This window comes from Bradyrhizobium sp. SZCCHNS3002, assembly GCF_032377435.1.
Classification (GTDB): Bacteria; Pseudomonadota; Alphaproteobacteria; order Rhizobiales; family Xanthobacteraceae; genus Bradyrhizobium.
On record NZ_JAUHHY010000001.1, the window covers coordinates 665,411 to 680,112 of the forward strand.

Here is a 14,702-nt window from a genome sequence, read left to right on the forward strand (position 1 = left end):
GACGAAGGGTGCACAACCGACCTCATCCGCGCCCTAGCCTAGCCAGCGCGCGATCCGGGCCACCGCCTCGCGCATGTCCTCGGCCGAACGCGCATAGGAAAAGCGCACGAAGCTGCGGCCGTGGATCGGATCGAAGTCGACGCCCGGCGTGGCGGCCACATGGGTCTCCTCCAGCATCCGCTTGGCGAAGTCGAAACTGTCGGAGGTGAAGTCGGACACGTCGGCATAGAGGTAGAAGGCGCCGTCGGCCGGCAGGAACCGGGTCAGGCCGGCCTTCGGGAAACCCTCGATCAGGATGCGGCGGTTCTCCTGGTAACCGTGCTTGATGGCCTCCATCTCGGCCCGGCCGTCGAACGCCGCTTCCGCCGCGATCTGCGACAGGGTCGGAACCGAGATCGCGAGGTTCTGCTGCAGACGCTCGATCGGCCGCACCAGCGCATCCGGCACCACCATCCAGCCGATGCGCCAGCCCGTCATGCAGAAGTACTTCGAGAACGAGTTGATGATCAGGGCCTCGCTCGACAGCTCCGCCGCCGTCACCGCCGGAAACGCGTAGTCCAGACCGTGATAGATCTCGTCGGAGATGAAGCGGATGCCGGCATCGCGTGCGGCTGCAATGACGCCGCCCAGCGCCTCGCGCGACATCATGGTGCCGGTCGGATTGGCAGGGCTTGCCACCAGCACGCCCTTCAGCGGCGTCTTGCGGTGCGCGGCGAGCAGCGCCTCGCCGGTCAAAGCGTGACGGTTCTCCGCCGTGGTCTCGATCAGCACCGGCTCGCAGCCCAGCGCCGTCAGGATGTGGCGATAGGGCGGATAGCCCGGCACGGTCACGGCCACGCGGTCACCGGGCTCGAACATCGCCAGGAACGCCAGGATGAATCCGGCGGAGGATCCCGTCGTGATCACGATCCGCGCCGGATCGATCTCGCAAGCATGCGTCTCGCGATAGTGCCGTGCGATTCGCTGCCGCAGCGACAGCAAACCCAGCGCCGAGGTGTAGTCGATGCGGGCCTGATCGAGCGCGGCATGCGCGGCCGCGATGGCCGCTCGTGGCGCAGCCGCCGCCGGTTGGCCGACCTCCATGTGGATGACATGTCCGCCGCCCGACTCGATCCGCTCGGCCGCAGCCATCACGTCCATCACCATGAACGGTGGAACATTGCTGCGCGCGGACGGCGCCGTCAGGTTGGCGATCCGCTGTTCCAATGTCGGTATCACTGTCGCATCCACCATCGATATCTGCTATTGACCCCGGCTGTCCGGACCCGCTCCGTGAACCGGTCGAGGTCAGCCCATGGGCCTCGTTCGCCGCAGATGAGCCGCATTCCGCCGTTTGGTGGGCAATAGCCCGTCTCGCGCCTCGCGCCAATTGCAAAGATCGCCTGATGTCGCTCCGTATCGTTCTTCGCAAGAAACTGTCCGGCGGGCTTGCCGCGGTCGTCGCGGCGGCCGTGACGCTGGCGCCGCTCGCGCCTGCGTCGGCGCAGCAGGGCAAGGGACCGCCGATCCTGCGCGACACCGAGACCGAGGTGCTGCTGCGCGAATATACGCGGCCGATCCTGCGCGTCGCTGGGCTCGAAAAGCAGAACATCCAGATGGTCATCATCAACGATGCGTCCTTCAACGCGTTCGTTGCCGACGGCCGCCGCATCTTCGTCAATTACGGCGCGATCCTGCAGTCGGAAAATCCGAATCAGCTGATCGGCGTGCTCGCGCACGAGACGGGCCATCTCGCCGGCGGTCATCTCGCCAAGCTGCGCCAGCAGCTCGCCACCGCGCAGACCCAGATGATCATCGCCACCATTCTCGGGGCCGGCGCCCTCGCCGTTGGCGCGCGCGGCGGCGGCAGCGGCCTGGCCAATGCCGGCGCCGCGACGCTGTCGGCCCCGGGCGAGGTCATCCGCCGATCGCTGTTGTCGTATCAGCGCCAGCAGGAGGAGAACGCCGACCGTGCCGGGGTGAAATTCCTCACCGCGACAGCGCAATCGCCGAAGGGCATGTACGAGACGTTCAAGCGCTTCACCAATGAGAGCCTGTTCGCCGCGCGCGGCGCCGACCCCTATCTGCAATCACATCCGATGCCGGCCGATCGCGTCGAGGCGCTCGAGGGCCTCGCGCGCCAAAGCCCCTATTGGGACAAGAAGGACGACCCCGCACTGCAGCTCCGCCACGACATGGTCCGTGCCAAGATCTCGGCCTTCATGGAACGGCCGGACACGGTGGCACGGCGCTATCCATTGTCGGACACCGGCCTGCCCGCCCGCTACGCCAGGGCAATCTCCACCTACCTGCATGGCGACCTGCGCAGCGCCCTGAGCCAGATCGATGGCCTGATCCAGGTGCAGCCCAACAACCCCTATTTCTACGAGGTCCGCGGCCAGGCCCTGCTGGAGGGCGGCCGCCCCACTGAGGCGATCGCCCCGCTGCGCAAGGCGGTGCACCTGTCCAATAACGCCCCGCTCATCGAGATGTTACTTGGTCAGGCCTTGGTGGCATCCGAGAACAAAGCCTACACTGACGAGGCGATCTCGATCTTGCGCGCGGCGGTCGCGCGCGAATCCGAGGCGCCGCTCGGCTATTCCCAGCTCGCGATGGCCTACGGTCGCAAGGGCGATTATGCGGAGGCGGATCTGGCCTCGGCGCAGGCCGCCTTCCTGCGTGGCGACAACAAGACGGCGCGCGAGCTTGCCTCGCGTGCAAAAACCCGCTTCGCGGTCGGCTCGCCGGGCTGGGTCAGGGCCGACGACATCGTCACGGCAAAGCCGCTTTCCGGCCAGTAGGGTGTCGGACAGCGGGGGGTTGGCGCCCGCTGAAGGTTTGAACTACTGCTATCATCCGATCCAGAATATCAGAATACCGTCACGACCATCGACAAGGACCCGATCATTTGACCCAGAGGACCTCCTTCATGCCGTCAGTCCGCACGCTCATTCCCGCGATGTTGCTCGCGCTTTCGCTCTGCGGCGTGCCTCAGCTCGCGTCGGCGGAGAGCTTCTCCGACAGCCAGCGGGGCGAGATCGAGACCATCGTCCGAAACTATTTGATCGCGCATCCCGAGGTGCTCGAAGAGGCGATGGCCGAGCTGCAGAAGCGTCAGACGGCGGCCGAGGCGGCCAAGCACGAGGCCAGCGTCAGCAAGAACGCCGAGACCATCTTCAACTCGCCGCGCGGCGTCGTGCTCGGCAACAAGGATGGCGACGTCACCTTCGTCGAGTTCTTCGATTACAATTGCGGCTACTGCAAGCGCGCGATGGCCGACATGATGGAGCTGATGAAGAGCGACCCGAAGCTGAAGGTCGTGCTCAAGGAATTTCCCGTGCTGAGCCAGGGCTCCGTCGAGGCCGCACAGGTCGCGGTTGCCGTTCGCATGCAGGCCCCGCAGAAATATCTCGACTTCCACCAGAAGCTGCTGGGCGGCCGCGGCCAAGCCGACAAGGCCCATGCGCTCGCCGTCGCCAAGGATCTCGGGCTCGACATGGCGCGCATCGAGAAGGACATGGCGAGCCCCGAGGCCAAGGCGACGATCGAGGAAAACTTCAAGCTCGCCGAGGAGATGGGCATGAACGGGACGCCGAGCTACGTGATCGGCAAGCAGGTCGTGATCGGCGCCGTCGGCGTCGAGGGCCTGCGCGAGAAGATCAGCACGGCCCGCTGCGGCAAGGCGAGCTGCTGAGCATATCTGCCAAAGCGTCTCGCCATCATGGGATCAATCGAAGGCCGGCTGTCTCAGCCGGCCTTCTTCTTTGCCGTGAGCCGGTGAAGAAGCGACAGACCGGTGGCGGCAGCGCCCTCGCCTATCCCTTCAGCCTCATGCCGAGCCGGGTTCGAAGTGCCTCGCGGATGTGCCCGCGTGCAATCGCCTCTGCCCGATCGGGATCGCGGATCGCGATCGCCTCGATCAGCTCACCATGCTCGGCCGCGGCTGTTGCAGCACGTCCTTCGGCCGCAAACGTCGTGGTTCCCAGCAGCGCCGTCGCGACATGCATGTCCTCGAGGGCGGCGTCGAGATAGCGGTTGCGCGCGGCGCGCTGGATCGCACCGTGCATCAGCCGGTTCAGCCGCGCCAGCTCGGCGGCGTCCCCCGCGCTGACAAAGCTCGCATGAATGTCGCGGAGCGCCGCGACCTCGGCCGGCACGGCATATTGCGCGGCGAGCCGGGCCGCGGCGCCTTCGAGAATTTCCCGCATCGCGTACAGCTCGAGGACTTCGTTCTCGTCGAGACTGCGCACGATCAGGCCGCGTCCACCGGCCGGCTGCACCCACCCCTTGGCCACCAGCTTGCCGAAGGCCTCACGGACCGGCGTCCGGCTGACGTTCAGCTTCTGGGCGACCTCGTCCTCCCGCAGCCGATCGCCGGAGCGATAGAAACCGTTCTCCAGCGCATGGCACAGCGCACGAAATACCGCTTCGCCGAGAGAGACGTTGTCACGATCGATGGTGAGCGATGGCGCTTCCGAGGACATGGGGGTCACGATCTCACAACCTCGCTCCGAACAACAGCATATCTTGCATATTTTTGTATACAATAGTATACGATTTCCATGCCCACTGTAGCCCGCACTTCCGTACCCTCTATTGCCGGTCGGCCGATGGCGTGGCTGTGCGACCAAAGCCGATCCAGGGCCTGCCGCCTTGCGTCCGCGAGGGCCTGCGATGACTGATCAGAGCGATATCGCCGACCATCCCCAGACCTACGACGTCGTCGTGGTCGGCGGCGGCAACGCGGCCCTCTGCGCCGCCATTGCGGCACGGCGCGGCGGGGCCTCGGTCATCGTGCTGGAGGCCGCCTCGAAGTTCTATCGCGGCGGCAATACGCGCCACACCCGCAACATGCGCTGCGCCCATGACGCGGCAACCACGACGTTGAGCGGCCCCTACACCGAGGACGAGTTCTGGGACGATCTCCTGCGGGTCACCGAGGGCCAGACCAGCGAGCAACTGGCGCGCCTGATGATCCGCGAGTCCAAGGACATGCTCGACTGGATCGTCGAACAGGGCGTGCGTTTCCAGCCCTCGCTCGGCGGCACGCTGAGCTTAGGACGGACCAACTCGTTCTTCCTGGGCGGCGGCCGGGCCATGCTCAATGCGCTGTATCTGACCGCCGAGCGGCTCGGCGTCGAGGTGCGCTACGAGGCCGAGGTGGTGGGGCTGGAGATCGACGGCAACCGCTTCCGCGCGGCGATCGTGCGGCACGGCGATGGCCGGATGCGCATCGCCGGCAGAGCGCTGGTGGCGGCTGCGGGCGGCTTCGAAGCCAATATCGACAAGCTGGTCGAGGGCTGGGGCGAGATCGCGCGCAACTTCCTGATCCGCGGCACGCCCAACAATCGCGGCACGGTGCTCGACATGCTGCTCGGCGCCGGCGTCGACAGCATCGGCGATCCGACCCAGTGCCACGCGGTGGCGATCGATGCGCGCGCCCCCAAATATGACGGCGGCATCATCACGCGGCTCGACTGCGTCGTGTTCGGCATCGTCGTCAACAACAACGCCGAGCGCTTCTACGACGAAGGCGAGGACGTCTGGCCGAAGCGCTACGCGATCTGGGGACGCCTGGTGGCTGCGCAGCCGGACCAGATCGCCTACATCATCTTCGACACGAAATCGGCGAACCTGTTCATGCCGTCGCTCTACCCCGCGATCGAGGCGGCCAGCATCGCCGAGCTCGCTGGCAAGCTCGGCCTCGATCCGGACAGGCTGACCGCCACCGTCGCTTATTTCAACGCGGCGGTGCGCGACGGACAATTCAATCCCGACATCCTCGACGATTGCCGCACCGAGAACCTGATCCCCCCGAAATCGCATTGGGCGCGCCGCATCGACAGCGGCCCCTACTACGCCTATCCGGTTCGGCCCGGCATTACCTTCACCTATCTCGGCGTGCGGGTCGATCACGCCGCAAAAATGATGATGAAGTCCGGCGGTCCCGCCGACAACATGTATGCCGCAGGCGAGATCATGGCGGGCAACGTGCTCGGCCGCGGCTACGCCGCAGGAATCGGCATGACGATCGGCAGCGTGTTCGGGCGCATCGCCGGCCGGGGAGCAGCGACACATGCAGCGCAGTGAGGCGTTGACCGAGGCGGATCGGCTGATGACGATCTGCAATTCCTGCCGCTATTGCGAGGGACTCTGCGCCGTGTTTCCGGCGATGGAGATGCGCCGCGCCTTCACGGGCGGCGACCTCAACTATCTCGCCAATCTCTGCCATGCCTGCGGCGCCTGCTACGTCGACTGCCAGTTCGCGCCACCGCACGAGTTCGATGTTCGCGTCCCCTCCGTCTTGGCCCGGGTGCGGCACGAGAGCTATGCCGACTATGCCTGGCCGCGCGCGCTGGCGCCGCTGTTCAGGCGCAACGGCCTCGCGGTGTCGCTCATCGCGGTGATCAGCATGGCCGCGTCCATCCTCGGCATCGTGGCCTTCAACGATCCGGCCGCGGTGTTTGCAGGCCGGCACGGCCCCGGCTCGTTCTACGCGCTCATGCCCCACAACGCGTTGGCACTGTTGTTCGGCGCGGCCTTCCTGTGGGCCATCATCGCCTTCATCATGGGCGCCCGGGCCTTCTGGAATGACATCGGCGAGCCGAGCTCGACCCTGACGCGCCCACGTCCACTGCTGCGCGCCGTCCGCGACGCAGCCAGCCTGCGCTATCTCGATGGCGGCGGTGTCGGCTGCTACAACGAGGACGAGCGGCCGCGCGACACCAGGCGGTTCTATCACCAGCTGACGTTCTGGGGCTTCATGCTCTGCGTCGCATCGACCAGCGTTGCGACGCTCTATCACTATCTTCTGCACCGTGAGGCGCCGTATCCATTGTGGGATCTGCCGGTCGTGCTCGGCACGCTCGGCGGATTGGGCATCGTGGTCGGCCCGCTCGGACTCTACACCGCCAAGCGCAGGCGTGAGCCTGCGATGATGGATGCGGGCAGTCTCGCCATGGACGTCGCGTTCCTGGCGATGCTCGTGCTCACCGGCGCAACCGGTCTCGCCCTCCTCTTGCTACGCGAGACCAGCACGATGGGCCTGCTGCTCGCGCTCCATCTCGGTGCGGTATTCGCGCTCTTCATCACGATGCCCTACGGCAAGTTCGTGCACGGCCTCTATCGATTCTTGGCTCTCGTCCGCTACGCGCGCGAACGTCACGGCGCGTAGCTCATGCGAGCGCGACTGATCGCCACGATGGTCATGCGGCGTTCATGACCCTGAGCATCCGTTCATAAGGTTGCGATCTGCGACATTTTTCCGGAACGATCGGAGACGCACGGAACGACTCCTACTTCCTGCCGTTGTCGGCGCGGGCAGTGCCAATACGAGGAGGATAGAGGATGACCAATCGCTTGATGGTATCAGTTGCTGCAATCGCGCTCCTGGCGGGTGCAGGTTTTGCTCATGCGCAAGGTGCCGGCGGTGCGGGCGGCGCAGCTGGACAGTCCGGCGGCGCAGCCATGCAGGGCGGTGCGACCGGTGGTGCTGCCGGCGGAGCATCGAGCGGCGGCATGAACGCGCCCGGCGGCGCGATGCATCGCGACAGCGCCTCGCCTGCGGCCGGCGGCGCGTCCGACATGCGCTCCAGTCAATCGGAACAGAAGCCCGGTGCGACCAAGAGCCAGCACGCCGAGGACGGCATGAAGGGCCCGGCCACCAAGGGCGCGAGCACCGAGAGCGACAGCAAGGGCGGCGCCAAGAACATGAAGGCCGAAGGTCGCGAGGGTCGCGACAACAACATGAAGGCCGAGGGTCGCGACAGCAAGACCGGCACCAGCACCAATGCCGAAACCAAGACCGGCACCGAGCGTTCGCAGACCACCACCGGACAGGCCGGCGCCGCTGCCAAGCTCACCACCGAGCAGCGCACCAAGATCACCACGGTGATCCGCAGCCAGCGCGTCGAGCCGGTGACCAACGTCAACTTCAACATTTCCGTCGGCACAAGGGTGCCGCGCGAGGTTCACTTCCACCCGCTGCCGACCGAAGTCGTGACGATCTATCCGGAGTGGCGCGGATATGACTTCATCCTGGTTCGCGAGCAGATCGTCGTGATCGATCCTCACACCTACGAGATCGTCGCGGTTCTCAACGTCTGATCCCGACCAGGCAGGCGACGAGAACGAGGGGCGGGCAGCAATGCCCGCCCCAACCTATTGCGCAAAGCGCGCGCGGGAGCCATCACACGCAACGCGTGCAGTCCCGTGGACAAAGCCGGTTGTTCAGCAATTTCGTACTCTTAAGACGGTTTTTTCGTGTGACGGACCAAGCCTCGGTCAGTCTACCCGGCTGCCGAAAGGCTTCCCCTTGGCGGCTTTGTTACCTATAACGCCGCCCACTGCCGCCACACCGCCGGGATGGGAATGGCCGACGCCGCGCACAACACGATCTATGTCCTCAACGGACCCAACCTCAACCTGTTGGGCACCCGCGAGCCGGAGACCTACGGCCATGCCACCCTGGCAGACGTGGAACGGCTGTGCGTCGAGACGGCCGCCCGCTTCGGCCTGACGGCGGAGTGCCGGCAGTCGAACCATGAGGGTGTGCTCGTCGATCACATCCATGAGGCCCGCAGCCGCGGTGTGGTCGGAATCATCCTCAATGCCGGCGCCTACTCTCATACCTCCATTGCCCTGCACGACGCGCTGATGGGGGTGAAGATTCCCACCGTCGAAGTGCACATCAGCAACATCCACGCCCGCGAGAGCTTCCGGCACCATTCTTTCACCGCGAAGGCCGCGTTTGCCTCGATCTGCGGCTTCGGCATCGACGGCTACCGGCTGGCGATTACCGGCCTCGCCGCCAAGATCGGCGCCAAAGCCGTCACGCAGACCGACATCTAGCGCAAGCCTGACGTCACAGTCCTCACGCATCCCAACGTTCCGGATCAGATCATGGCGCCCCAGCCCGACGACAAGACCATCGCGAAATCCGAAGACAGCCAGCTCATTCGCGAGCTCGCAGCGCTGCTGGATGAGACCAGCCTGACCGAGATCGAGCTGGAGCGTGCCGGCCTTCGCATCCGCGTTGCCCGCAACGTGACCGTTGCGGCGGCCGTCCATTCGGCCATCGGAGCCGCCACCGCTGGCGTTCCCGTGGTCGCGGCCGCCACCGCGGCAGCCGCCGGCGCGGACTTGTCAAAACATCCCGGCGTGGTGCCCTCGCCCATGGTCGGCACCGCCTACTGGGCGCCCGAGCCCGGCGCCAAGCCGTTCGTCGAGGTCGGCTCCAAGGTCTCGGTCGGCCAGACCCTGATGATCATCGAGGCCATGAAGACGATGAACCAGATCCCGTCGCCGCGCGCCGGCACGGTGACGCAGATCCTGGTCGAGGACGGCCAGCCCGTGGAGTTCGGCGAGCCGCTCGTCATCATCGAATAAGCGCGACTAGCGGACGGCGACGAGCGAATGGTCCGCCATTCCACGTCCGCCGCTCACTACTCGCCACTCGCGCCCGAGGCACAATGTTCGACAAGATCCTCATCGCCAATCGCGGCGAAATCGCCCTTCGCATCCTCAGGGCCTGCAAGGAGCTCGGCATCTCCACCGTCGCGGTGCATTCCACCGCCGACGCCGATGCGATGCATGTCCGTCTCGCCGATGAAAGCGTCTGCATCGGGCCGCCGCCGTCGAAGGACAGCTATCTCAACATCCCCGCCCTGCTCGCCGCCTGCGAGATCACCGGCGCCGACGCCGTGCATCCCGGCTACGGCTTCCTGTCGGAGAACGCGCGCTTCGCCGAGATTCTTGCGGACCACAATCTGCATTTCATCGGGCCGAAGGCGGAGCACATCCGCCTGATGGGCGACAAGATCGAGGCCAAGAAGACGGCCAAGCGGTTGGGTATTCCGGTGGTGCCCGGCTCCGACGGTGCGGTGACGCCCGACCAGGACGCGATGGCGATCGCCAAGGAGATCGGCTTCCCGGTGCTGGTCAAGGCTGCCGCCGGCGGCGGCGGCCGCGGCATGAAGGTCGCCCACACCGAGGCCGATCTGCAGCTGGCGCTGACCACAGCGGCCAACGAGGCGAGATCGGCGTTCGGCGACGCCTCGGTCTATCTGGAGAAGTATCTGCAGAAGCCGCGCCACATCGAGATCCAGGTGCTCGGCGACGGCCGCGGCGGCGCCATCCATCTCGGCGAGCGCGACTGCTCGCTGCAGCGCCGCCACCAGAAGGTCTGGGAGGAAGGCCCCTCCCCGGTGCTCGATGCGGCCGCACGCGCCAAGATCGGCAATACCGTCGCCAAGGCGATGCAGGAGCTGAAATATATCGGCGTCGGCACCATCGAATTCCTCTACGAGGACGGCGAGTTCTATTTCATCGAAATGAACACGCGCATCCAGGTCGAGCATCCCGTCACCGAGATGATCACCGGGATCGACCTCGTGCTGGAACAGATCCGCATCGCCGCCGGCGGCGACCTGCCGATGAGCCAGGACCAGGTCGTCATCAACGGCCACTCGATCGAGTGCCGCGTCAACGCAGAGAACCCGGTCAGCTTCCGGCCCTCGCCCGGCAAGATCCAGCAGTACCATCCGCCCGGCGGCCTCGGGGTCCGCATCGATTCCGCCGTCTACCAGGGCTATGTGATCCCGCCCTATTACGACTCGCTGGTCGGAAAGCTCATCGTCCACGGCAAGAGCCGGGTCGAGTGCCTGATGCGGCTGCGGCGCGCGCTGGACGAGATGGTGGTCGACGGCATCGAGACCACGCTGCCGCTGTTCCGCGCCCTGGTCCGCGAGCCCGCGATCATCGACGGCGACTATCACATCCACTGGCTCGAGCAGTATCTGGCCGGCCAGAAGACCGACTGAGCGGCCGCATTCAGAAAACTGTCATCCGAAGCGGAACCATCCGGCCGCAGCCGCGTTCTGGTGGGTCGGATCAGTTCCGCCAGGGGGCAGTGATTTTCAACGACGTGCGAGTATGCGGTGGCGCCTGAGGTGAGACGAAGGCGCACGCTGGGACAGGTCCTGCTGCTGTCAGCGGGCTTCCTCGTGCTTGTCGCGGTCAGCACGGCGTCGGTTCTGCTGGTCAACAAGGCCCGCAGCGACAGCGCCTGGGTGGTGCACACCGTCGAGGCCGAGAACCAGATCAACGCCCTGCTGCTCGAGGTGCGGCGCGCCGAGAGCGCGGCGCGGGCCTACCTTCTCACCCAGGGACAGGAGTTCCTCAACGACCACGAGGCGGCCGTCGCGGCGATCGGGCCGGTGCTCGAGAAGCTCCATGGGCTGGTCGCGGACAACCCCGCCCAGGTTGAAAATCTCGCCACGCTGCGCAGCGTGATCGAGACCCGGCTGTCGCAATTCGACCGCGAAAAGCTGCTGGTCGCGCGCGGCGACCTCGCCGCCGCGATCGCCCTGGTCCGCGACGCGGGCTCGACCAGCAGCAGCAAGACCATGCGCGACACCGCCGAGGCGATGCGTCTCGAGGAGGAGCGGCTGCTGGCGCTGCGGACCGCCAATGCCGATGCCAGCCAGCAGCTCGCCGCCATCGTCACCATCACCGGCTCGGCGCTGGTCGTCGTGCTCGCCATCATCTCGGTGCTGCTGGTGCGCCGCTCGACCCGCGCGCGCGACGATGCCGAGGCACAGCTGCGCGAGAGCAATCTCAATCTGGAAGCCACCGTCGACGAGCGCACTGCCGATCTGCGCGAGGCCAATGAGGAGATCCAGCGCTTCGCCTATATCGTGAGCCACGACCTGCGCTCGCCGCTGGTCAACATCATGGGCTTCACCAGCGAGCTCGACGAACTGCGCAACGATATCTTCCGGCGCATCGCGACGCTGGCGCGGGCGGCCTCCGACGCGCCGCCGCCGGCGGAAGGCACCGAGCCCGAGCTCGAAGGCGCCGACCAGCAGCTGTCGGAGGATTTCACCGAGGCGCTCGGCTTCATCAAATCCTCGATCGCCAAGATGGACCGGCTGATCTCGGCCATCCTCAACCTGACCCGCGAGGGCCGCCGCGAGTTCGTGCCGGTGCGGGTCGATACGCGCGAGCTGATCGAGGGCATCGTCTCGACCCTGGCGCATCAGGCGGCCGAAACCGACACCACCATTCGCCTGGAACCGCTGCCGGCCATCGTCAGCGACCGCCTGGCTCTGGAGCAGATCTTCTCCAACCTGATCGACAACGCCATCAAATATCTCAAGCCGGGCGTTCCCGGCGACATCGCCATTCGCGCCCGCACCAAGCTCGGTTTCGCCATTTTCGAGATCACGGACAACGGCCGGGGGATTGATCCCCGGGATCACCAACGTATCTTTGATCTGTTCCGCCGCGCCGGGACCCAGGACCGTCCGGGTCAGGGGATCGGATTGGCGCATGTCCGTGCCCTGGTGCGCCGGCTCGGCGGAACCATGTCGGTCGCATCGGAGCTCGACCAGGGCAGCACGTTCACCATCACGCTCCCGATCAACTGGAACGCCTCAAACCGGAATTCAGACCGATGACCATGCCCGTGACGATCATCATGATCGAGGACGACGAAGGCCACGCCCGCCTGATCGAGCGCAACATCCGCCGCTCCGGCGTCAACAACGAAATCAAGCCGTTCACCAACGGTACAGATGCCGTGAAGTATCTGCTGGGTGCTGACGGCACCGGCCTCGATCACAAGGGGCACGCATTGCTGATCCTGCTCGACCTGAACCTGCCGGACATGACCGGCATCGACATCCTGAAGATGGTCAAGCAGAACAGCTTCCTGAAGAGCGCGCCCGTGGTCATCCTCACCACGACCGACGACTCGCAGGAGATCAAGCGGTGCTACGAACTCGGCTGCAACGTCTACATCACCAAGCCGGTCAACTACGAAAGCTTCGCCAACGCCATTCGCCAACTCGGCCTGTTCTTCTCCGTCATCCAGGTTCCGCCCGCCGCATGAGCTCCGCCGCCCCCACGCTGCTCTACATTGACGACGACGCGGCGCTGGCGCGGCTGGTGGAGCGCGGGCTCAAGCGCCTGGGCTTCACGGTGGAACACGCGAGCGACGGCAGCGCGGGCTTGCAGCGGCTGGAGCGCGGCGGCATCGACGTCGTGGCGCTCGACCAGTACATGCCAGGCTTCGACGGGCTCGAGACGCTGGAGCGCATCATGGCGCTGCCCGAACCACCGCCGGTGGTGTTCGTCACCGCCTCACAGGATTCCAAGATCGCGGTCACGGCCCTGAAGGCGGGCGCGGCCGACTACCTCGTCAAGGACGTGCAGGGCGAGTTCATCCCGCTGCTGCAGGTCGCAGCCGAAGGCGCGGTGCGGCAGGCACGGCTGCAGAAGGCGCGCGACGAGGCCGAGGCCGAGGTGCGGGCGTCACGCGACCGCTACGCGGCGCTGGCCGCCGAGCGCGAGGTCCTGCTGCGCGAGGTCAATCACCGCGTCGGCAATTCGCTCCAGATCATCGCCTCGCTGCTGCATCTTCAGGCCAACTCCAGCAATCAGGACGACGTCAAGGCGGCGCTGACCAACGCCATGGGCCGCGTCGCCGCCGTGGCACAGGTGCATCGCCGCCTCTACACGTCCCAGGACCTCAAGAGCGTGCTGCTCAACCAGTACCTGGATTCGCTGCTCGACGACCTCCGCCGCTCGGCCGAGGGCAACCGGATGTCGCGGCTGACCCTGAAGGCGGAGCCGGTCGAGATCGACCCGGATCGCGCGGTCGCGATCGGCATCGTCGTCAACGAGCTGGTCATGAACGCGGTCAAATACGCCTATCCCGACGGCCCTGGCCCGATCCATGTCGAGCTGAAGCTCGCGGGTGAGGACATCATGCTGTCGATCGCCGACAACGGGGTCGGCCTCAACGCGACCAGCGACCCGCGCTCGACCGGCATGGGCCAGCGCATCGTCAGCGCCATGGCGACCAAGCTCGATGCCAGCGTCGGCCCGGACCCGAACCATGCCGGCACCAAGATCGTCGTCCGATTCCGCTTCGAAAAGCATGCTCCCAAGCCCGCTTCTGCCGCGGTCGGTTGAGCTGGCGCGGACGGAACGCGACCATCGCGCGGCCGACGTCGGCCTGCTATGCTGATCTCATGAATACGCGCGACTCCGCAGCGTCAGAGATCACGCCCGAGGTCCTGCTGCGTGCCTATGCCTGCGGCATCTTCCCGATGGCCGAAAGCGCCGACGACCCGACCTTGTTCTGGGTCGAGCCGGAGCTGCGCGGCGTCATTCCGCTCGACGGCTTTCGCGTCGCCTCGCGCCTGGCGCGCACGGTCCGGTCGGATGCCTTCACCGTGACGGTGAACCAGGCCTTCAAGGCGGTGATGGATGGCTGCGCCGCGCCGCAGCCCGGCCGCGAGGACACCTGGATCAACAAGCGCATCCGCGAGCTCTATAGCGGCCTCCACGCGCTCGGCCATTGCCACAGCGTCGAATGCTGGCAGGATGGCGAGCTGGTCGGCGGCCTCTACGGCGTCAGCCTGGGCCGCGCCTTCTTCGGCGAGAGCATGTTTCACCGCACCCGCGACGCCTCGAAGGTCGCGCTGGTGCATCTCGTCGCGCGGCTGATCGCCGGCGGCTTCGAGCTGCTCGACACCCAATACGTCACCGAGCACCTCAAGACCTTCGGCGCCCTCGAGATCCCGCGCCGGCGCTACACCGTGCTGCTCGAAAAGGCCCTGAGGGGGCCGGCCGCCAATTTCGCCAGGCTGGCGGTTGATCGGCCGATCTCAGGCGCCGAGGCACTCGCGATCATCGCCGCGCGCGGCTGAGCGCCG

14 protein-coding genes are annotated in these 14,702 nt (G+C 66.2%); 12 read left to right on the top strand and 2 right to left on the bottom strand.

Going from position 1 to position 14,702, the window contains the following annotated elements:
• Positions 1–33: 33 nt before the first annotated feature.
• Positions 34–1,233: a pyridoxal phosphate-dependent aminotransferase gene (locus QW845_RS02985; protein WP_315800157.1), complete on the bottom strand. Its 1,200-nt coding sequence runs from the start codon at positions 1,231–1,233 to the stop codon at positions 34–36.
• Between the two features lie 152 nt (positions 1,234–1,385).
• On the opposite strand from QW845_RS02985, the gene QW845_RS02990 reads away from it, so the two are divergent.
• Both QW845_RS02990 and QW845_RS02995 read left to right on the top strand, forming a co-directional pair.
• Positions 1,386–2,780 carry a M48 family metalloprotease gene (locus tag QW845_RS02990; protein WP_315800158.1) on the top strand — a complete coding sequence of 465 codons (1,395 nt, stop codon included), beginning with the start codon at positions 1,386–1,388 and terminating at the stop codon, positions 2,778–2,780.
• 128 nt (positions 2,781–2,908) lie between these two features.
• Positions 2,909–3,673: a DsbA family protein gene (locus QW845_RS02995; RefSeq protein ID WP_315800159.1), complete on the top strand. Its 765-nt coding sequence runs from the start codon at positions 2,909–2,911 to the stop codon at positions 3,671–3,673.
• Positions 3,674–3,794: 121 nt separating this feature from the next.
• On the opposite strand, the gene QW845_RS03000 is transcribed toward QW845_RS02995, so the two are convergent.
• A complete protein-coding gene (locus QW845_RS03000; RefSeq protein WP_315800434.1) occupies positions 3,795–4,463 on the bottom strand; it encodes a GntR family transcriptional regulator in 669 nt (222 codons plus the stop codon).
• A 190-nt stretch (positions 4,464–4,653) separates the two neighbouring features.
• Here QW845_RS03000 and tcuA point away from each other — a divergent pair, with 190 nt between their 5' ends.
• From tcuA to aat, 10 genes are all read left to right on the top strand, one after another.
• Positions 4,654–6,069, top strand: a complete 1,416-nt coding sequence (gene tcuA, locus QW845_RS03005) for an FAD-dependent tricarballylate dehydrogenase TcuA (protein WP_315800160.1) — start codon at positions 4,654–4,656, stop codon at positions 6,067–6,069.
• The gene (gene tcuB / locus QW845_RS03010) at positions 6,056–7,153 is read left to right on the top strand and encodes a tricarballylate utilization 4Fe-4S protein TcuB (protein ID WP_315800161.1); all 1,098 of its coding nucleotides are present in this window, start codon (positions 6,056–6,058) and stop codon (positions 7,151–7,153) included. Before tcuA ends, tcuB begins: the two co-directional genes overlap by 14 nt.
• A 173-nt stretch (positions 7,154–7,326) precedes the next feature.
• Positions 7,327–8,085 (top strand): DUF1236 domain-containing protein, encoded by a 759-nt coding sequence (locus QW845_RS03015; RefSeq protein ID WP_315800162.1) that lies wholly within the window; start codon positions 7,327–7,329, stop codon positions 8,083–8,085.
• 264 nt (positions 8,086–8,349) lie between these two features.
• Positions 8,350–8,829, top strand: coding sequence for a type II 3-dehydroquinate dehydratase (gene aroQ, locus QW845_RS03020; protein ID WP_315800163.1), 480 nt, complete (start codon positions 8,350–8,352; stop codon positions 8,827–8,829).
• Between the two features lie 51 nt (positions 8,830–8,880).
• On the top strand, positions 8,881–9,366 hold the full coding sequence (gene accB / locus QW845_RS03025; RefSeq protein ID WP_315800164.1) for an acetyl-CoA carboxylase biotin carboxyl carrier protein: 486 nt from the start codon (positions 8,881–8,883) through the stop codon (positions 9,364–9,366).
• Positions 9,367–9,449: 83 nt separating this feature from the next.
• Positions 9,450–10,799 (top strand): acetyl-CoA carboxylase biotin carboxylase subunit, encoded by a 1,350-nt coding sequence (gene accC, locus QW845_RS03030; protein ID WP_315800165.1) that lies wholly within the window; start codon positions 9,450–9,452, stop codon positions 10,797–10,799.
• Positions 10,800–10,916: 117 nt separating this feature from the next.
• A complete protein-coding gene (locus QW845_RS03035; protein ID WP_315800166.1) occupies positions 10,917–12,437 on the top strand; it encodes a sensor histidine kinase in 1,521 nt (506 codons plus the stop codon).
• Entirely contained in the window at positions 12,434–12,871 is a 438-nt protein-coding gene (locus QW845_RS03040; RefSeq protein WP_172109443.1) for a response regulator, read from the top strand. The genes QW845_RS03035 and QW845_RS03040 overlap by 4 nt, the downstream gene beginning before the upstream one ends.
• Positions 12,868–13,956, top strand: coding sequence for a sensor histidine kinase (locus tag QW845_RS03045; protein ID WP_315800167.1), 1,089 nt, complete (start codon positions 12,868–12,870; stop codon positions 13,954–13,956). Before QW845_RS03040 ends, QW845_RS03045 begins: the two co-directional genes overlap by 4 nt.
• Before the next feature lie 59 nt (positions 13,957–14,015).
• The gene (aat, locus tag QW845_RS03050; protein WP_315800168.1) at positions 14,016–14,696 is read left to right on the top strand and encodes a leucyl/phenylalanyl-tRNA--protein transferase; all 681 of its coding nucleotides are present in this window, start codon (positions 14,016–14,018) and stop codon (positions 14,694–14,696) included.
• Positions 14,697–14,702 lie beyond the last annotated feature (6 nt).